15 protein-coding genes and 1 tRNA gene are annotated in these 19520 nt (G+C 72.8%); 1 reads left to right on the top strand and 15 read right to left on the bottom strand.

The annotated features are described in order from the left end of the window. Nucleotides 1–539 precede the first annotated feature (539 nt). Nucleotides 540–1289 (bottom strand): demethylmenaquinone methyltransferase, encoded by a 750-nt coding sequence (locus tag BF93_RS12695; protein ID WP_038373144.1) that lies wholly within the window; start codon nucleotides 1287–1289, stop codon nucleotides 540–542. Nucleotides 1290–1421: 132 nt separating this feature from the next. On the opposite strand from BF93_RS12695, the gene serC reads away from it, so the two are divergent. After that, nucleotides 1422–2552: a phosphoserine transaminase gene (serC, locus tag BF93_RS12700; protein WP_038373145.1), complete on the top strand. Its 1131-nt coding sequence runs from the start codon at nucleotides 1422–1424 to the stop codon at nucleotides 2550–2552. A 147-nt stretch (nucleotides 2553–2699) separates the two neighbouring features. Here serC and BF93_RS12705 read toward each other — a convergent pair whose 3' ends face one another. The 14 genes from BF93_RS12705 to BF93_RS12775 all read right to left on the bottom strand — a co-directional run bounded on the left by BF93_RS12705 (nucleotide 2700) and on the right by BF93_RS12775 (nucleotide 19490). Further along, nucleotides 2700–4181: an NCS2 family permease gene (locus BF93_RS12705; RefSeq protein WP_038373280.1), complete on the bottom strand. Its 1482-nt coding sequence runs from the start codon at nucleotides 4179–4181 to the stop codon at nucleotides 2700–2702. Nucleotides 4182–4415: 234 nt separating this feature from the next. Then, nucleotides 4416–5201, bottom strand: a complete 786-nt coding sequence (nagB, locus tag BF93_RS12715; protein ID WP_038373147.1) for a glucosamine-6-phosphate deaminase — start codon at nucleotides 5199–5201, stop codon at nucleotides 4416–4418. A gap of 261 nt (nucleotides 5202–5462) precedes the next feature. Continuing rightward, entirely contained in the window at nucleotides 5463–6824 is a 1362-nt protein-coding gene (locus BF93_RS12720; protein WP_038373148.1) for an NAD(P)/FAD-dependent oxidoreductase, read from the bottom strand. Between the two features lie 128 nt (nucleotides 6825–6952). Continuing rightward, entirely contained in the window at nucleotides 6953–7909 is a 957-nt protein-coding gene (locus BF93_RS12725) for a Ppx/GppA phosphatase family protein (RefSeq protein WP_038373150.1), read from the bottom strand. Then, entirely contained in the window at nucleotides 7906–8448 is a 543-nt protein-coding gene (locus tag BF93_RS12730; RefSeq protein ID WP_038373151.1) for a DUF501 domain-containing protein, read from the bottom strand. Before BF93_RS12730 ends, BF93_RS12725 begins: the two co-directional genes overlap by 4 nt. Next, complete coding sequence (locus tag BF93_RS19370; protein WP_232226401.1) at nucleotides 8445–9083, bottom strand: FtsB family cell division protein; 639 nt, start codon at nucleotides 9081–9083, stop codon at nucleotides 8445–8447. The genes BF93_RS12730 and BF93_RS19370 overlap by 4 nt, the downstream gene beginning before the upstream one ends. A gap of 237 nt (nucleotides 9084–9320) precedes the next feature. Beyond that, complete coding sequence (gene eno, locus BF93_RS12740; protein WP_038373153.1) at nucleotides 9321–10604, bottom strand: phosphopyruvate hydratase; 1284 nt, start codon at nucleotides 10602–10604, stop codon at nucleotides 9321–9323. Nucleotides 10605–10680: 76 nt separating this feature from the next. Next, nucleotides 10681–11517, bottom strand: a complete 837-nt coding sequence (locus BF93_RS12745) for a MazG nucleotide pyrophosphohydrolase domain-containing protein (protein ID WP_232226403.1) — start codon at nucleotides 11515–11517, stop codon at nucleotides 10681–10683. Continuing rightward, a complete protein-coding gene (gene mfd, locus BF93_RS12750) occupies nucleotides 11514–15119 on the bottom strand; it encodes a transcription-repair coupling factor (protein WP_038373155.1) in 3606 nt (1201 codons plus the stop codon). The genes BF93_RS12745 and mfd overlap by 4 nt, the downstream gene beginning before the upstream one ends. Further along, a complete protein-coding gene (gene pth, locus BF93_RS12755) occupies nucleotides 15116–15712 on the bottom strand; it encodes an aminoacyl-tRNA hydrolase (protein ID WP_038373157.1) in 597 nt (198 codons plus the stop codon). The genes mfd and pth overlap by 4 nt, the downstream gene beginning before the upstream one ends. Before the next feature lie 291 nt (nucleotides 15713–16003). Continuing rightward, nucleotides 16004–16597 carry a 50S ribosomal protein L25/general stress protein Ctc gene (locus BF93_RS12760; protein ID WP_038373158.1) on the bottom strand — a complete coding sequence of 198 codons (594 nt, stop codon included), beginning with the start codon at nucleotides 16595–16597 and terminating at the stop codon, nucleotides 16004–16006. A 317-nt stretch (nucleotides 16598–16914) separates the two neighbouring features. Beyond that, a complete protein-coding gene (locus tag BF93_RS12765) occupies nucleotides 16915–17895 on the bottom strand; it encodes a ribose-phosphate diphosphokinase (RefSeq protein ID WP_038373159.1) in 981 nt (326 codons plus the stop codon). Beyond that, a complete protein-coding gene (gene glmU / locus BF93_RS12770) occupies nucleotides 17895–19379 on the bottom strand; it encodes a bifunctional UDP-N-acetylglucosamine diphosphorylase/glucosamine-1-phosphate N-acetyltransferase GlmU (RefSeq protein ID WP_038373160.1) in 1485 nt (494 codons plus the stop codon). Before glmU ends, BF93_RS12765 begins: the two co-directional genes overlap by 1 nt. 39 nt (nucleotides 19380–19418) lie before the next feature. Beyond that, a tRNA-Gln gene (locus BF93_RS12775) sits at nucleotides 19419–19490 on the bottom strand. Nucleotides 19491–19520: the final 30 nt, after the last annotated feature.

Genomic DNA, 19520 nt, shown 5'->3' on the forward strand with positions numbered 1-19520 from the left:
ATGAAGCTCAATGCCTGGTCAGCGACCGATCCGGACCCTGAGGATCACTCCTCGTTCCCGTCCCGTTCACCGGGGCACGAGGGAATACATTACGCACGCCCCGGCCCCCGCGCAACTCGAGAGCCCACTTTCGGCACGTGTGCTGCGACACAGCCGCGGCTCGAGGACGCCTCGATCCTGCATCGCTGCAGGTCAGCCCGCAGATATGTCCTCCGCGTCGGGCGGCGGTACCGGGATGGGCCCGTGGTGTCCCGGCCCCGGAGAGGCGGGATCCGGCTCCGATGCCTCGGGGGGACGGCCCCGGAACCCCGGGGTCGAGCCGCGCCGGCACGGGATCGAGCCCGGCCGGCCCGGGGTCGGCTCCCGGCTGTCCCGGTGGGAACCCGGCCGCCCCGGCGAAGCCCCGGAGAGCCAGAAGCAGCCCCGGACGGTGCAGGGACGGCCCCGGGGTGCGAGGAGCCAGCCCCCGACACGCCCGGGCCAGGGCTCAGGCCGCGTCGCCCGGGCCAGGGCTCAGGCCGCGTCGCCCCGGGCAGGGCTCAGGCTGCGTCGCCCGGGGCGGGAGCTCCGGTCTGCGCCGGAGTCGCGGCGTCCTCGGCGGGGACGTAGCCCCGGTGCAGCGCGACGATCCCCCCGCTGAGGTTGCGGTACTGGCATCCGACGAGCCCCGTCTCGGCGAACCACCGGCGCAGCTCCTCCTGCGCCGGCCAGTCCAGGATCGACTCGGCGAGGTAGTCGTAGGCGTCGGGCTGGGTCGCGAACCGGCTCGCCACGGCCGGCAGGGCGCGCAGCAGGTACCTCTGGTACACCCCGCGGAAGGCACCGTTGGTCGGCGTCGAGAACTCGCAGACCACCACGGCGCCGCCGGGGCGCACCACGCGCGCCATCTCCGCCAGTCCCCTGCGGGGGTCCTGGACGTTGCGCAGGCCGAAGGAGATCACGGCGGCGTCGAAGGACGCGTCGGCGAAGGGCAGGCGCTGGGCATCGGCCCCCACGAAGGGGAGGTGGGGCTGGCGGCGACGTCCCTCGGTCATCATGCCGAGCGAGAAGTCGGCGGCGACCGCGCGGGCTCCGGCCTTCTCGATCGCCGCGGTCGACGTCCCGGTGCCTGCAGCGAGATCCAGCACGGTGTCCCCGGGGCGCAGGGAGAGCGACTCGACCATGGCCGCCCGCCACCCGCGCACCTGGCCGAGGGCGGCGACGTTGTTCATGACGTCGTAGCGCCCGGCGATGCTGTCGAACATCCCCGCGACGTCGTAGGGCTTCTTGTCGAGATCGGCACGGCTCATGCCCCGATCCTGCCAGACGCGACCCGCTCGGCGGACCGTCCGGGCCGTGACGCGTCCGAGTCGGCACAATGGAGGAGCCCGGCGATCCGGCCGGGCCCTGCAAGCCCGTCCCGCATCCGGCAAGGAGACCCCGTGTCAGACCTCCAGTCCCTGCAGATCCCCGCAGAACTGCTCCCCTCCGACGGACGGTTCGGCTCCGGTCCCTCCCGCATCCGCTCTGCGCAGATCAGCGCCCTCGCCGAGGCCGGAGCGCACGTGCTGGGCACCTCGCACCGGCAGGCCCCGGTCAAGGACCTGGTGCGCCGGGTGCGCGCAGGGCTGACCGAGCTCTTCTCCCTCCCGGCCGGGTACGAGGTCGTGCTCGGCAACGGCGGGTCGACGGCGTTCTGGGACGTGGCCGCCTTCGGCCTGGTGCGCGAGCGCGCCCAGCACGTGGTGCTCGGCGAGTTCTCCTCGAAGTTCGCGGCCGAGACCCGCGGGGCCCCGCACCTGGATGAGCCCCTCGTCCTGGCCGCCGAGCCGGGCACCCGCACGCTGCCCGCGGCCGATCCCGAGGTCGACGTGTACGCCTACCCCCACAACGAGACCTCGACCGGCGTCATGCTGCCGGTGCGGCGCCCCGAGGGCGCCACCGAGGATCAGCTGGTCCTGGTGGACGCGACCTCCGCCGCCGGAGGGGTGGCCGTGGACATCGCGCAGACCGACGCGTACTACTTCGCCCCCCAGAAGGCCTTCGGCTCCGACGGCGGGCTCTGGCTGTCCGTGCTCTCCCCCGCCGCGATCGCCCGCGCCGAGGAGCTCGCCTCCTCGGACCGGTGGATCCCCGAGTTCCTCTCGCTGACCACGGCCGTGGCCAACTCGCGCAAGGACCAGACGCTGAACACGCCGGCGGTGGCCACGCTGCTGCTGATGGCCGAGCAGATCGAGTGGATGCTCGGCCAGGGCGGCCTCGCCTGGGCCGACGAGCGCACCCGCACCACGAGCTCCCTGCTGTACGACTGGGCGGAGCGGCGCGCGGAGACCACCCCGTACGTCGCCGACCCGGCGGCGCGCTCGCAGGTCGTCGCCACCATCGACGTCGACGAGGCGATCGACGCCTCCCAGATCACGGCGCTGCTGCGCGCCCACGGCATCGTGGACATCGAGCCCTACCGCAAGCTGGGGCGCAACCAGCTGCGCATCGCGACCTTCCCCTCCGTCCCCCCGGAGGACGTGCAGGCGCTCATCGCCGTGCTCGACCACGTGCTCGACGCGGCCGGCTGAGCCGCAGCGGATCGATCCCGCGCGTCGCGCAGCGCGGACGAGGACGGGCCCCGGTGATGAACACCGGGGCCCGTCCTCGTCGCATCGGCCGTCAGGGCCGCGGGCGGCCGCGCCCGACCGGCATCGCGGTCGGAGCAGCCACGGCGGTCAGAGCAGCAGCGTGCCGATCGCCCCGCGCAGGAAGTAGGCGACGAACAGCACCGCCACCACGTACATGAGCCAGTGCACGTCGCGTGCGCGGCCGCGCACCACGCGGATCAGCACGTAGGTGATGAAGCCGGCGCCCATCCCCACGGTGATGGAGTACGCGAAGGGCATGAGGATGATCGTGAGGAAGGCGGGGATCGCCTTCTCCATGTCCGTGAAGTCGATCGACGTCACCTGCGTCATCATCAGGAAGCCGACCATGACCAGGGCCGGGGTCGCCGCCTCGTAGGGCACCATCTCGACCACGGGCGCCAGGAACGTCGTGAGCAGGAACGCGACGCCGGTGACGATGGCGGCCAGCCCCGTGCGGGCTCCCTCTGCGACGCCGGCGGTGGACTCCACGTAGCTGGTGTTCGAGGAGACGCCCCCGAGGCCGCCGCCGATCGCGGCGAGGGAGTCGGCGACGAGGATCCGCTGGGAGTGGGGGATGTCCCCGTCGGCCTCCAGCAGGTCGGCCTCGGTGGCCACGCCGACCATCGTCCCCATCGTGTCGAAGAAGTCCGCGAGCAGGAGCGAGAAGACGATGACGCTCGCACCGATCGCTCCGGCGGCGGTGATCCCGCCGATCGGGTCGACCGTGAAGAGTGTCGCGAAGTCGGGCATCTGGACGGGCGAGGACCCCAGGGCGGGGACGTTCATGGACCAGCCGCCGGGGTTGCCGGGCGCGCCCTCGCTCGGCGCGCTCCAGGCGCCGAGGCCCAGCACCTTCTCCAGGACGACCGCGAGCACGGTCGCGGCGATGATCGCCAGGAGGATCGCGCCGGGGACCTTGCGCACCCACAGCAGCAGCATGAGCAGCAGGCCGACGACGAACACGGCCGTGGGCCAGCCGGTCAGCGAGCCGTCGTTGCCGAGCTGGACGGGCGTGCCCTGCGCAGAGGTGACGAAGCGGGCGTTGTACAGGCCGATGAAGGCGATGAACAGGCCCAGGCCCACGCCGATGGCGGTCTTGAGGAACGGCGGCACGGCGGCGAAGACCGCCCGGCGGAAGCCCGTGAGCACGAGAATCAGGATGAGCACGCCCTCGAGCACGATCAGGCCCATCGCGCCGGCCCAGGTCATGCCCGGCAGCGACACCACCGAGTAGGCGATGTAGGCGTTCAGGCCCAGGCCCGCCGCGAGCGCGAGCGGGAACTTCGCCCAGGCGCCCATGAAGATGCTGAGGATGCCGGCGACGAGCGCGGTGCCCGCGGCGACCGCGGGCAGGTTCGGCTCGGTGCCGCCGCCCAGGAAGTGGCCGGTGGAGTCCGGCACGGTGCCGATGATCAGAGGGTTCAGCACGACGATGTAGCACATCGCGAAGAAGGTCACGAGCCCGCCGCGGATCTCGCGGCCGATGCTCGAGCCGCGCTCGGTGATGTGGAAGTAGCGGTCCAGTGCGGAGGAGGAGGCAGGAGCCTGCAGGGATGGTGCGGTGGGCATGTGCATAACCTATCGGCCGCACCGCCGCCGGCCGCATCCCCGGGGCGTGATCTGCCCCGCGGCGGGCACGGGCGGCGGTCGCTCCGCCCTGCGCGGCTCCCCCGCAGCGCGCCGCGCGGCCGGCGCCGCCCCTGCCGACATCACCGCGGCCGGCTTCACCACAACAGGCATCACCGCGGCCGATGTCGCCGCGGCCGACATCACCGCAGCCGGTGCCGCCGCGGCCGGTCGGGCTCAGCGCGCGAGGCGGTGGCGCTCCTCCTGGATGTAGCGGTAGTAGTCCGCGTCGCGCAGCCGGGAGGCCGCGGCCTCGTCCAGCACCACGGTGACGGTGGGATGCATCTGCAGCACGCTCGCGGGGCAGAACGCGGAGACGGGGCCCTCGACCATCGCGGCGACGGCCTCGGCCTTGCCCTCGCCGGTGGCGATGAGGACGATCCGGCGGGCCTCGCCGATGGTGCCGAGCCCCTGAGTGATCACGTGCACGGGGACCTCGTCGACGGTCTCGAAGAAGCGCGCGTTGTCCTCGACGGTGCGACGGGTCAGCGTCTTCACCCGGGTGCGGGAGGCCAGCGAGCTCGCGGGCTCGTTGAAGCCGATGTGCCCGTTGCTGCCGATGCCCAGGATCTGCAGGTCCACTCCCCCGGCCTCGCGGATCGCGCGATCGTACTCCTGCGCCGCGGCGAGGGGGTCGGATGCCTGGCCGTCCGGGGACAGCACCGTCGCGTCGTCGATGTCGATGTGGGCGGTGAACTGGTCGCGGATGAAGCGGAAGTAGCTCTGCTCGTGCTCGCGGGGCAGGCCCACGTACTCGTCCAGCAGGAAGGCGCGGGCGTGGGCGAAGGACAGCCCCTCCTCGCGATGGCGCCGGATCAGCTCGCGATAGGTCGCCACGGGCGAGGAGCCGGTCGCCAGACCGAGGGTGATGCCGTCCTCCCCGGCCGCGGTGACCGCCTGCTCGAAACGATCCGCGACGAGACGCGCGGCGTCCTCGGGGGTGGCTGCGATGACGATCTCCATGAGGAACCTCCGCGTGGGGCGACCCCGCAGGTCGCCGAATCATGATCATTACGTCGCCTAATCGCGCACGTTCGGTCACAGCCTACCCTCTGGGCGGCGATCATGCACGGATTCCGCGGACCTCACATCCCGGACGCGGAACAGCCCACGGCGACGGATCGCCGTGGGCTGCACGGGGTGGTCGGCACGCCGACCGGCGGAGCGGGCTCGAGGCCCCGTCTCCGCGGCGGGACCCGCCTCAGGGGCGGGTCCCGCTCGGGGTCACTTCTTCGCGGCCAGCTCGAACGCCGCGCGCGGGGTCGAGGACTGCGGGATGCCGATGATGTCGCGACGGGACACCGCGTTGGCGACCCAGCCGGCGACGACGGCGGCCTTGCGGCCCACCGTCGGCATCGCGTACACGTGGTAGGCGCGCGCCGCGGCCCAGGCCGGCAGGCCCTTCATGTCGATGCGCTTGTCGCCGAGCATCATGTAGCCGACGCCCTTGTACATGCCCAGGGTCGCGAGGACGCCGAGGTTCTTGTGGTAGTAGTCCACCAGCGGGCGGCCCTGGATCGAGCGGGCGATGTTGTCGGCCACGCGCTTGCCCTGACGCACGGCGTGCTGGGCGTTGGGCGGGCAGAACTTGCCCTCGCCGGAGGCCAGGTCCGGGACCCAGGCGCAGTCGCCGGCGGCGAAGACGCCGTCGACGGGGCCGTTCTCGCCCTTGACGCGCAGGTCGGGCAGGACGCCGAGGCGCCCCATCATCGGGCCGCGCTCCTGGATGACCGGGAGGTCGGAGGCCTCGGAGTCGAACAGGACCGGCGCGGGCTTGACGCCGGCGTTCCAGACGATCAGGTCGGTCTCGAACTCGTCGCCGTCGGACAGCTTGACGACGCCGCCCTCGCAGGAGTTGAGGAAGGTCTCGAGCTTGACCTCGACACCGCGCTCGCGCAGCTGGTTCAGGGCGTAGGCGCGCTGCTCCTCGGAGACCTCCGGGAAGATGAACGGGGCGGCGTCGATGAGCACGAAGCGGATGTCCGAGGCGTGCAGGTCGGGGTAGTACCGCAGGGCGTCGCGGACCATGTCCTCGGCCTCGGAGATCGCCTCGCCGCCGGCGAAGCCGCCGCCGACGAAGGTGAAGGTCAGCAGGCGCTTGCGCACGGCCGGATCCTTGGTGGAGGCGGCCTCGGCCAGGTTGCCGAGGATGCGGTCGCGCACCGCGATGGCCTCCTCGACCTGCTTGAAGCCGATGGCGTTCTCCGCGAGGCCCGGGATGGGCAGCAGGCGCGGGACGGAGCCGAGGCCCACGACCAGGTAGTCGTAGGAGATCTCGAGGGTGACGTCCTCGTCGGTGGTGACCACCACGGTGCGATCCTCGTGGCGGATCTTGGAGACGGCTCCGGTGACGACCTTGGTGCCGGCCAGGACCTTGCGCAGGGGGGCGAGCACGTTGCGCGGGTCGATCGAGCCGGCGCCGACCTCGGGGAGGAAGGGCTGGTACGTCATGTACGGGCGGGAGTCGACGATGGTGATCGCGACCTCGGAGCCGAGCGCCTTGCGCAGGTCGTGCGCGGCGTTCAGACCGACGGATCCGCCGCCGAGGATGAGGACATGGGGCTTTGCGCCGGTGGTGGTGTTCATGGGCGACAGCCTATGGCCCTTGTGCCCCGGACACAAAGACCGGGCCCGGCGCTGGACACCGCCTCCGCGGCCCCTCCGCACGCGCCCGGATCGGCCCTCCTCGGCCTCCGGGCACGCCCCCGCGCACGTCAGACGCGCGGGTCCAGCAGGCTCAGCGCGATGCCGTCCAGGATGTCGTGCTCGCTGGTCCACGTACAGGTGATGGTGCTCACGTCGGCGATTCGTCGGATGATCTGCTCCCAGATCAGCGCCCCCGCCCCGAGGACGTCGATGCGCCCCGGGTGGATGATCCGAAGGGCGCCGCGCTCGGCGCGGGTCATGCCGAGGATCGCCTCGCAGACCTCGAGCATCCGCGCGGTCGGGAGCTGCGCGCCGTGGGAGAGCTCGGGGCTGTACTCCTCGGCCCCCAGGGCGACCCCGGTGAGGGTGGTGACGGTGCCGGCCACGCCGACCAGATGACGGGTGGTCCCCAGCGGCAGGACGGAGGCGGCCTCGTCCAGCAGGGCGTCCACGTCCGCGCGGGCGGCGGCGATCTCCTCCGCGGTGGGCGGGTCGCTGCGCAGGTGCCGCTCGGTCAGGCGCACCGATCCCATGTCCAGGCTGATGCGGTGGGTGGGCGACCCCTCGCCGAGCACCAGCTCGGTGGAGCCGCCGCCGATGTCCACCACCAGGCGCGGCCCCGCCGGGATCCCCGGGAGCGTGGAGACGGCGCCGCGGAAGGACAGCTCGGCCTCCTCCTGCCCCGAGACGACCTCGACGTCGACGCCGAGGATCTCGCGCACGCCCTCGAGGAAGACGGCCCGGTTGCTCGCGTCGCGGGTCGCGGAGGTCGCCACGAAGCGCACGTCCTGCACGCCGTGGCGGGCGATGAGCTCCGCATAGCGCCGGGTCGCGGCGAGGGTGCGCTCGACGGCCTCCGGATCGAACCGCCCGGTGCGGTCCACGCCGTAGCCCAGGCGCACGATCTCCATGTGCCGCTCGAGATCCTCGAGGGCACCGGTGGCCGGGTCGCGGCGGGCGATCAGCAGGCGGATCGAGTTGGTGCCGCAGTCGATCGCGGCGACCGGAGCGGCGGGCGCGCTCATGCGTCCTGCTCCGCCGCGGTCTCCTCGCAGCGGCACACGTCGATCGAGGCCACGGGGCGCAGCTGCTCGAGGACGCGGTCGCCGATGGGGTTGATGCCCTCCCCCTCGGCGAGGGACTGCCCCACGATGGCGTGCAGGCACTTCACGCGGGTGGGCATGCCGCCGGCGCTGACGTGGTCGACCTCCTCGGCGCTGCCGAGCTCGGCGCGCCGCGCGAGGTAGCGCTCGTGGGCCGCCGCGTAGCGCTGCGCGAGCTGGGGGTCCTCCCCGAGCTCCTCGGTCAGCCGCGCCATCTCGCCGGTCGCCTCGACCCGGGAGACGGCCAGGACCATCGACGGGAGGGTGAGGTAGAGCGAGGTCGGGAAGGGGGTGCCGTCCTCGAGCCGGGGCGCGGTGCGCACCACGGCGGGCAGGCCGCAGGCGCAGCGGCGGGCGATCGATCGCACCCCCCGCATCTCCCGGCCCAGCTGCTCGCGCATGGCGGCGAGGTCGGCCTCGCTCGCGGGGGTCTCGTAGGGCAGAGGGGGAAGGGTGCTCACTCGGTGTCCTGCTCGCTGGTCGGATCGGCGGCGGGGGCGCTGGACGCGCCTCCGGAAGGCTCCGCGGCGGGGTCATCGGCGGGGGCATCGGAGGCTCCCTCGCCGTCTCCCTCCTCCGGAGCCGGGTCGGGGATGTCCTCCGGGGAGAGGCGGCTGGCGCCCTCCACGCTCTCCCACATCATGCTGAACCAGTCGCCCTGGGCCGCCTCCTGGGCGGTCTGCTCCTGCTCGGTCAGCGGGACGTCCTTCCCGGAGGTGTCGGTCAGGCGGTACTGGGTCTCCCCAGGCATCGCGAACAGCAGCCGCTCGCGGGCCTGGGCGGCGACGAAGGTCGGGTCCTCCCAGCGGTCGACGTCCTGCTGGAGCTGCTCGACCGAGGCCTCCTGCTGCGCGACCTGCTGCTGGAGGGCGATCAGCTGCTGACGCTGGGAGATGTAGGTGTTCAGGGTCGGGACCACCACCGCCAGCGCGATCACCAGCACCGTGATGAGGAACAGGGTGCGACGGGTCAGGGCGATGACCGGCGCGTCGGCCGTCTGATCGGCGGAGGAGCTGCGACGCGGACGGGCGGCGGAGCCGGGGCGGGTGCTGCGCGAGGCGCCGGAGCCGCTGCGACCACGGGAGGCCGGGCGCACCGGCGAGCGGGCGCCGCGGCTCGACGTGCCGCGCGGGCTCGGCGCGCCGGACGGGCTCGATGTGCTGGAGGATCCGGTCCCGCCGGAGGCGCTCGCGGCCCCGCGCGAGCCCTTTCCTCCCCGGCTGCCGGCGCCGCGATGCGTCGATGCGCCGCGCCCGGACCCGGACGCGGCGACCGGGCGCCTCGTCCGCGGGGCGCCCGGTCGTCGTGTGGTCATGCCGTCAGATTACAGGGGTCAGGCCGAGAACCGCGGGAACGCCGAGGCGCCCGCGAACACGGCCGACTCGCCCAGCTGCTCCTCGATGCGGATGAGCTGGTTGTACTTGTTCACGCGCTCGCCGCGGGCGGGGGCGCCGGACTTGATCTGGCCGCAGTTGGTGGCCACGGCGAGGTCCGCGATGGTGGTGTCCTCGGTCTCGCCGGAGCGGTGGGACATCATCGAGCGGAAGCCGCTGCGGGTGGCCAGGCCCACCGCGTCGAGGGTCTCCGTGAGCGAGCCGATCTGGTTGACCTTCACCAGCAGCGCGTTCGCGGCGCCCTCGGCGATGCCGCGGCCCAGGCGCTCGGGGTTGGTGACGAACAGGTCGTCGCCGACGAGCTGGACCTTCGAGCCGAGCTGCTCGGTCATGGCCTTCCAGCCGTCCCAGTCCTCCTCGTCCAGCGGGTCCTCGATGGAGACCAGCGGGTAGGCGGCGACGAGCTCGGCGTAGTAGGCGACCATCTGCTCGGCGGAGCGCTTCTCGCCCTCGAACAGGTAGGAGCCGTCCTCGAAGAACTCGGACGCGGCGACGTCCAGCGCGAGCGCGACGTCCTTGCCCGCGGTGTAGCCGGCCTTGCCGATCGCCTCGACGATGAGATCGAGCGCCGCACGGTTGGACTCGAGGTTCGGGGCGAAGCCGCCCTCGTCGCCGAGGCCGGTGTTCAGGCCGCGCTCCTTGAGCACGGACTTCAGGGCGTGGTACACCTCGGCGCCGATGCGCACGGACTCCACGAAGCTCTCCGCGCCGATGGGCGCGATCATGAACTCCTGGATGTCGACGTTGGAGTCGGCGTGGGAGCCGCCGTTGAGGATGTTCATCATCGGCACCGGCAGCACGTGGGCGTTGGGGCCGCCGACGTACTGGAACAGCTCGAGGTCCGCGGAGGCGGCGGCGGCCTTGGCCACGGCCAGGGAGACGCCGAGGATCGCGTTCGCGCCCAGGCCGCCCTTGTTGTCGGTCCCGTCCAGCTCGATCATGGTGCGGTCGATCAGGCGCTGATCCTGCGCGTCCAGGCCGGCGACGGCCTCGTCGATCTGCTCGATGACGGCGTTGACCGCCTGCGTGACGCCCTTGCCGAGGTAGCGGCCCTTGTCGCCGTCCCGCAGCTCGACGGCCTCGAACTGCCCGGTGGAGGCGCCCGAGGGGACCTCGGCGCGGGCGAAGGTGCCATCGCTCAGGATGACCTCGACCTCGACGGTCGGGTTTCCGCGCGAGTCGAGGATCTCGCGGGCGTGGACGGTATCGATGACGGCTCCCATGAGCTGTTCCTTCCGTAGGGGGAATTCAGGTCCGGATGGCCGGTCCGCGCTGACCGCCCCGGCACAGTCTAGGCGGTCACGCCCGCGCGTCGCCCGGATGCCCGGGGCGCGTCGGGTCCGCGAGTTCGCGGGCGGTCCGCGACAGCAGCGCCCGCAGCGCGGACTCCGGATCCACGTCCCGCGCCTCGGCCGCCACGACCTGCGCGATCATGTCCCGCGCGAGGTCCGCGCCCTCGGGGGCGTCCTCCGCGGCGACCACCGCATCGGCCGCGGCCAGGAGCTCCCGGAGGTGCCCGGCGGAGCGGGCGCGGTGCACCGCCTTGGCGGCGGTCTGCAGCGCGGGCAGGCGCGAGGGGATCGCCGAGAAGTGCTCGGCGACCGGCGCCGGCTCCCGCCCCGGGTCCGCGTCCGCATCCGACGGGCTGCTCCCGGGGGCCGCCGCCTCGCGCCGGGCATCGCGCCGGGCCTGCTCGCGCGCCGTCTGCTCGGCCTTCTCCCGGGCCTTGACCGCGTGCCACTGGGCGATGATGGCCTCGACGTCCTCGGGATGCTCGAGGGCTCCCTCAGGGCCGAAGACGTGGGGGTTGCGGCGCTCCATCTTGGCGATGAAGGCGTCGGCCACGTCGTCGATGCCCCAGGCGGGGTCCTCGTCGAGGCCGATGCGGGCATGGAACAGGATCTGGAAGAGCAGGTCGCCGAGCTCGTCGACGACGGCGCCCGGAGCATGGGCCTGCGGATCCTCGAGCACGTCGAGGACCTCGTAGGTCTCCTCCAGGAGGTACCGGGCCAGGGACTGATGGGTCTGCTGCGCGCTCCAGGCGTCGCCGCCGCGCCGCCGCAGGGCGTCCATCACCGCGACGGCGCGCAGCAGGCGGTGCCCGGGCACGGCGCCCGCCGTCTCCTCGGCGTTCATCGGCCGGCCGGCCGCGCGACCGCCGGCGCCGCGTCGGGCCGCAGGACGCCGAGGACCGTCCGCGCCCACTCGAGCAGCTCGTGATCGCGCAGCTCGGTGCCGCCGATGCGGCTGGTGGTGGGCCGGGGCACGAGCACCTGGCGGACCGTCGGCTTCTCCATCGTGCCGGGGTACAGGCGCTTCATGCGCAGGGACACCGAGTCCGGCAGCTCCACGTGCGCGAAGCGGATCATCTTGCCCTGGGCCTGCACCTCGTCCAGCCCGGCCGCCCGGCACTCCAGACGGAACCGGGCCACGTCCAACAGCACCTCGACGGGCGCGGGGATGCGTCCGTAGCGGTCCGAGAGCTCGGCGCGGACCTCGTCGATGGTCGCCTCGTCCTTCGCGCCGGAGAGCTTGGCGTACGCCTCCAGCCGCAGGCGCTCCGAGGCGATGTAGTCGTGCGGGATGTGCGCGTCCAGCGGCAGCTCGACCTTGATCTCCTTGTCGGGGGCGGTGCTCTCCCCCTTGAAGGCGGCCACGGCCTCGCCGACCATCCGGACGTACAGGTCGAAGCCCACGCCGGCGATGTGCCCGGACTGCTCCCCGCCCAGCAGGTTGCCGGCCCCGCGGATCTCGAGGTCCTTCATCGCGACCTGCAGCCCGGCCCCGAGGTCCGTGTTGGTGGCCAGGGTGGTCAGGCGGTCGTGCGCGGTCTCCGTCAGCGGCTTGGAGCCGTCGTAGAGGAAGTAGGCGTAGGCGCGCTCGCTCGAACGGCCCACACGGCCGCGCAGCTGATGCAGCTGGGACAGGCCGAAGCGGTCCGCGTTCTCCACGATCAGCGTGTTGGCGTTGGCGATGTCCAGGCCCGTCTCCACGATCGTGGTGCAGACCAGCACGTCGAACTCCTTCTCCCAGAAGTCGACGATCACCCGCTCCAGCTGGTGCTCGCCCATCTTGCCGTGGGCGACCTCCACCCGCGCATCGGGCACGAGGTCCCGGATGCGCTGGGCCGCGCGGTCGATGTCCTCGACGCGGTTGTGGATGAAGAACACCTGCCCGTCGCGCAGCAGCTCGCGACGGATCGCCGCGACCAGCTGCTTCTCCTCCTCCGGGCCGACGTAGGTGAGCACGGGGTGGCGCTCCTCGGGCGGGGTGGCGAGCATCGACATCTCGCGGATCCCGGTCACCGCCATCTCCAGGGTGCGCGGGATCGGCGTCGCGGACATCGACAGCACGTCCACGTTCGTGCGCAGCGCCTTGAGGGTCTCCTTGTGCTCGACGCCGAAGCGCTGCTCCTCGTCGATGATGAGCAGCCCCAGGTCCTTGAAGCGGACCTGACCGGTGAGCAGGCGATGGGTGCCGATCACGACGTCGACCTCCCCCTTCGCGAGCCCCTCGACGGTCTCCCGGGAGTCGGCGTCGGACTGGAAGCGCGAGAGCCCCCGCACCGTCACCGGGAACCCGGTGTACCGCTCGGTGAAGGTGTCCAGGTGCTGCTGGGCCAGCAGGGTCGTGGGCGCGAGCACCGCGACCTGCTTGCCGTCCTGGACGGCCTTGAAGGCGGCGCGCACGGCGATCTCCGTCTTGCCGTAGCCGACGTCGCCGAGGATCAGGCGGTCCATCGGGACGGGCTTCTCCATGTCGGCCTTGACGTCGTCGATGGTCGAGAGCTGGTCCGGCGTCTCGACGAACTCGAAGGCGTCCTCGAGCTCGCGCTGCCACGGGGTGTCCGGGCCGAAGGCGTGGCCGGGGGCGGACTGCCGCGCCGAATACAGGCGCACCAGCTCGTCGGCGATCTCGCGGATCGCCTTGCGGGCGCGGGACTTGGTCTTGGCCCAGTCGGAGCCGCCCATGCGGTTAACCGACGGGTCCTCGCCGCCGACGTACTTGGTGACCTGCTCGAGCTGGTCGCTGGGCACGTACAGCCGGTCCCCCGGCTGGCCCTTCTTCGAGGGCGCGTACTCGATCACCAGGTACTCGCGGGTGGCGCGCTTGGCGCCGCTGCCGACGGTGCGGCTGGTCATCTCCACGAAGCGCCCCACGCCGTGATGGGAGTGGACGACGTGGTCGCCCGGGCGCAGCTGCAGCGGGTCGACCACGTTGCGGCGGCGGGAGGGGATCTTCCGCTCGCTGCCGCGGCGCGCCCCGGACTTGCCGGTGAGGTCGCGCTCGGTGACCAGCATGATCTTGGCGGCCTCGTCGACCAGGCCCGCGGTGAAGGGGCCGACGGTGACCATCGGGTCCTCGGAGAGGCGCTCGTGCAGCGGGTGCTCGAAGATCGCGGGCAGCTCGTGCTCGCGCAGGACCTCCGCGGCGTGCCGGGCGCCGCCGGAGCCCGTCATCGTCACCACCACCCGCCAGCCGTCGGCGCGGCGGCGGGCGATGTCGGCGGCGGCGTCGGCGATCTTGCCCGAGTAGCCGGGGTGGGTGACCGAGGCGGCGGTGACCGCGGTGTCCTCGTCCAGTCCGAAGGGGGCGATGGTCGTCCAGGCCCGGCCCGTGGCACGGGCCCGGTCGCGCACGTCCTCCAGCGGCACGAAGCTGGCGGCGCCCACGTCGATGGGCAGGCCGCCGCCGGCGGCCGCGCTGGACCAGGCCGCGGCGAGGAACTCGTCGGTGGTGGCCACGAGCTCGGCGGCGCGTCCGCGCGTGCGCTCGGGGTCCAGCACGAGGATCCGCGAGCGCGCCGGCAGCACGTCGATGACCTGCTCCATCGCGCCCACGAGGACCGGGCTGAGGGACTCCATGCCGTCCGCGGCGATGCCGTCGGCGATCCGCAGCAGCAGGTCCCGGGCGCCGGGGAGCTCATCGGCCATGGCGCGGGCGCGCTCGCGCACGTCCTCGGTCAGCAGGATCTCGCGGCACGGGGGCGCGTCCAGGCCGTGCGGGACCGGTTCGAGGGAGCGCTGGTCCGCGACGGAGAAGTAGCGGACGTCGTCGATCTCGTCGCCGAAGAAGTCCACGCGCACCGGATGCGGCTCGGTGGGCGGGAAGACGTCGAGGATGCCGCCGCGCACCGCGAAGTCGCCGCGCTTCTCGACCATGTCCACCCGGGCATAGGCCGTGCCCACCAGCTTCTCGGTGAGCTCCTCGAGCCCGATCTCCTCGCCCACGCGGGCCCGCACGGGGACGAGGTCCCCGAGGCCGCGGGCGATGGGCTGCAGGAGGGATCGCACCGGGACGAGCAGCACGCGCACGCCCTGCTCCGACTCCGGGTGGGCGATCCGGCGCAGCGTCGCCAGGCGCCGGGCGACGGTGTCCGCGCGCGGCGAGAGCCGTTCGTGCGGGAGCGTCTCCCAGGCGGGGAGCTCGGCGACGTGCTCGGTGCCTGTCAGCGCGGACAGAGCGGAGCGCACGTCCTCCATGGCGCGGGTGGTCGGGGTCACCACGACCAGCGGCGCCTCGACCGTGGCGGTCCGGGCGAGCTCGGCCACGGCGAACGGGGTAAGCCCGGTGGGGGCGATGATCGCCCCGCCCTCGGTCGCGGACTGCTCGGCGAACTCCCGGACGGCGACGAGATCGGGCGAGGCCTCCAGCGCGTCCAGGAGCGGGGCCAGCGGCGCCCCGGGCACGGCCCCGGGTGCGGCGCCGGCGGAGGCCTGGTCGGTCGCGGCGGTCATCGGGTCTCCTTCGCGTGGAAGCGCTGCTGGGCGGCGGTGAGCCCCTCGAGGACGAGCGCCTCCACCGCGTCCTCGGCGTCGCCGATGACCAGCTCGAGGCTCTTGCGCTCGGTGGCGCTGAACGGGGCGAGGACGTGGTCGGCGGTGTCCTGGCGGCCGCCGGGGCGGCCCACGCCAACGCGCACGCGCAGGTAGTCCCGGGTTCCCAGGGCCTTGCTGATGTCGCGCAGGCCGTTGTGGCCGCCCTCCCCGCCGCCGCGCTTGAGGCGGACGGTGTCGAAGGGGAGGTCGACGTCGTCGTGCACGACGATCACGTCCTCCGGGGAGACGCCGTAGAAGTCGGCCAGGCCCTTGGTCGGACCGCCGGAGAGGTTCATGTACGTGGTCGGCTTCGCCAGGATCGTCCGGGCGCCGCGGCCGGGGACGCCCATGCGCCCCTCGATCACGACGGCCTGGGCGCGGCGCGCCGTCCGGAACGAGCCGCCGGTGGATGCCGCGATCCGGTCCAGGACCATCTGGCCGACGTTGTGGCGGGTCCCGGCGTACTTCGGCCCCGGGTTGCCGAGCCCGATCACCAGATGGGTGCCGTCCATGTCTCTCCTTGCTGGTGCGTGCCGTCGGCCCGGCAGGCGCGAGGTCCTGCGGCCTCCGACACGGTACCGCTCGCCCGCCCCGCGTGCCTGCGCGCTGTGGCCGGGACAACCCGCAGGGCACCGGGACGATGCGCGGCCGCCGGCCGGACGGGGCGCCGCACCGGGAACCGGCCCGTCGGCAGGGACGCCGACGGGGCGCCGCGCGCTGCGCGACGCCCCGGAGGCTGGGGTGCGCGGGGCCTCGCCGAGGCCCGCGCAGGGGGTGGGGCCGGCGATGCCGGCCCCGGAGGATCACTCCTCGGAGGAGTCCTCGGACTCGGCCTCGGCGTCCTCGGCGGACTCGGTCTCGCCGCGCGGGGTCTGCACGGCGACGACGATCAGCTCGGCGTCGGTGACCAGCTCGGCGCCCTCGGGCAGGGTGACGTCACCGGCGAAGATCTGCACACCCTCCTCGGCGCCCTCGACGGAGATCTCGACGTGCTCGGGGACGTTCAGCGCGTCCACCGACAGCGTCAGGGCCTGGAGGTCGACCACGGCGATCGACGGGGAGACGGGCTCGCCCACGATGGTGACGGGGATGTCCACGTCGACCTTCTCGCCGCGGCGGACCGCGATGAGGTCGAGGTGGGTGAGGTGGCGCTGCAGCGGGTGGCGCTGGATATCCTTGATCAGGCCCAGGTGGGTGGTGCCGTCGGGCAGGACCAGCTCGATCAGGGCGTTGCTGTTGCGCGCGACCAGGGCGGTCTCGTGGCCGGGGAGGACCACGTGCACCGGCTCCATGCCGTGGCCGTAGATGACGGCGGGGATCTTCTTCTCGCGGCGGATGCGGCGGGCGGCGCCCTTGCCGAACTCCTCGCGCAGTTCGATGTTCAGCTTCTCAGCCATGCTGGTGCTCCTTGTGATCGCGGTTCCGGGCGGCGAGATGCGCCGCAGGCGACCAGGAGTCCACCCGCACCGCGTCGATCACGGAGTCGCGCGCAGGGCGCGCGGGATCTCCCTCGCCGAAGTGACCGTCCCACATTACCACGCGGGCACCGCGCCGCCGCTGTGCGCCCCCTCACCCCGGGCGGGTCGCCGCGGCCGGGCGCCGGGGCCGCCCGTGCGGTCACGGCGGATGCGGCCCGATGCGGTGGGCCGTCACGAGATCGACCAGGGCCTCCGCGGTGGAGATCCCTGGTCGATCGCGCGGTCGCGAGGAGCGGTCAGACGGCGCCGTCGAACAGGCTGGTGACCGAGCCGTCGTCGAAGACGGCGCGCACGGCACGCCCGATCAGCGGGGCGATGGAGAGCTGGGTGAGCTGCTCGAACTGCTTGTCCTCGGGCACCGGGAGCGTGTTGGTGCAGACCACCTCGCGGACCCGGCTGGTGCGCAGGCGCTCCGCCGCGGGGTCCGAGAGGATCGGGTGGGTGGTCGCGACCACGACGGACGCCGCCCCGTTGGCGTGCAGCGCCTCGATCGCCTGGACGATGGTGCCGGCGGTGTCGATCATGTCGTCGACCAGGACGCAGGTCTTCCCCGCGACCTCGCCGATCACGCGCTTGGCCACGGCCTGGTTCGGCTTCTTGGGGTCGCGGGACTTGTGCACGAAGGCCAGGCCCACGCCGCCCAGGCGCTTGGCCCACTGCTCGGCGACCCGGATGCGGCCGGCATCGGGCGAGACGACGGTGAGGTCCTCGTCGCCGTACTTCGTGGACACGTAGTCCGCCAGCAGGGGCAGCGCCATCAGGTGGTCGACCGGCGCCTTGAAGTAGCCCTGGACCTGCGGGGCATGGAGGTCCACCGAGATCATCCGGTCGATGCCGGCGGTCTCGTAGAGGTCCGCGACCAGTCGCGCCGAGATGGGCTCGCGCCCGCGGTGCTTCTTGTCCTGGCGGGCGTAGGGGAAGCTCGGGGCGATGGCCGTGATCCGCTTGGCCGAGGCGCGCTTGAGCGCATCGATCATGATCAGGTGCTCCATGAGCCACGTGTTGATGGGAGCGGGGTGGGACTGGAGCACGAACACGTCGGTGCCGCGCACCGATTCCCCGTAGCGCACGTAGATCTCGCCGTTGGCGAAGTCCCAGGCGTCCATCGGGAGCACCTCGACGCCGAGCTCCTGAGCGACCTCCTGGGCGAGGACGGGGTGCGCCCTCCCGCTGGCCAGGACGAGGCGCTTCTCTCCGGTCGTGACGATCCCGCTCATCAGTTCTCCCGTTCCTTCGACTCCTGCGAGGTGGTCTCGCCTGCCGCCAGGGCCGCCTGGGCCTCGGCCGCCGCGGCGGCCGCCTTCGTGCCCGCGCGCCGACGCTCGGTCCATCCTTCCACGTTCCGCTGCTCCACGGCGTTGACGGCCAGGGAACCCGGCGGGACGTCCTCGCGGATCACGGCGCCGGCACCGGTGGCCGCACCGTCGCCGATGGTGACGGGGGCGACCAGCACGCTGTCCGATCCGACCCGCACGTGGCGGCCCACCCGGGTGCGGTGCTTGGTCACCCCGTCGTAGTTGGCGAAGATGGTCGCCGCGCCGATGTTGGTGTGCTCGCCGATCTCGGCGTCCCCGACGTAGCTCAGGTGCGGGACCTTGGAGCTCTCGCCGATGCGGGCGTTCTTCGTCTCCACGAAGCCGCCGATCTTGCCCTTGCGGCCCAGCACGGTGCCCGGGCGCAGGTAGGTGAAGGGGCCGACGGTCGCCTTCTCCCCGATCTCGGCGTGCAGGGCGTGGGTGCGGGTGACCTCGGCTCCGTCGGCCACGACGGTGTGCTGCAGGGTCGAGTCGGGACCGATCCGCACGTCCGCGCCGATGTCGGTGGCGCCCAGCAGCTGCACGCCCGGGAGGATGGTCGTGTCCTGGCCGATGGTGACCTCGGAGTCGATCCAGGTGGTGGCCGGGTCGACGATGCTCACGCCCGCGCGCATGTGGCGCTCCAGCGTGCGGCGGTTCATCTCGGCACCGAGCTGGGCCAGCTGGACGCGGTCGTTCGCGCCCTCGACGAGGATCGCGTCGTCGGTGACGACGGCCCGGACGGCGCCGCCGTCCTCGCGGGCGATCGCCAGGACGTCGGTCAGGTACATCTCCCCCTGGGCGTTGTCGGTGGTGATGCGGCCCAGCGCGCTGCGGAGCACGGCGAGGTCGAAGGCGTAGATGCCGGAGTTGACCTCGTCGATCGCGCGCTGCTCCTCGGTGGCGTCCTTGTGCTCGACGATGCCCAGGACCTCGCTGCCGTCCTCGCTGCGGACGATGCGGCCGTATCCCGTGGCATCGGCCAGCCGTGCGGTGAGCACGGTGACGGCGCTGCCGGAGGACTCGTGCTCGGCCACGAGGGAGCGCAGGGTGCCGGCGTCCAGCAGGGGCACGTCGCCGTAGGTGACCAGGACGGTGCCGCCCTCGGCCCCGACCTGCTCGAGGCCGCACTGCACGGCGCGCCCGGTGCCGGGGACCTCGTCCTGGTCGGCCACGATCACCTCGGGCGCATGCTCGGACAGGTGTCCGATGACCTGTGCGCGCTCGTGCCGCACGACGGCGACGAGCTGCGCCGGCGCGGTGCCGCGCGCGGCGGTGATCGCGTGCATCAGCAGGGAGCGCCCGCCGATCTCGTGGAGCACCTTCGGGAGCTTGGACTTCATCCGGGTGCCGGCGCCTGCGGCGAGCACGATGACAGCGGCGGGGGCGTTGGAGTTCACACACATCTCCTGGGGTCGGCGGTCGCCTGGTCGGCGCGGAGCGCGCTCCGCCATCAGGACTCGAACCTGAAATACCAGAACCAAAATCTGATGTGTTGCCGATTACACCATGGCGGATCGACCCGTCAGGGCCGGAAGAATCGTACC

The organism is Brachybacterium phenoliresistens, from assembly GCF_000576425.1.
GTDB classification, from domain to species: domain Bacteria; phylum Actinomycetota; class Actinomycetes; order Actinomycetales; family Dermabacteraceae; genus Brachybacterium; species Brachybacterium phenoliresistens.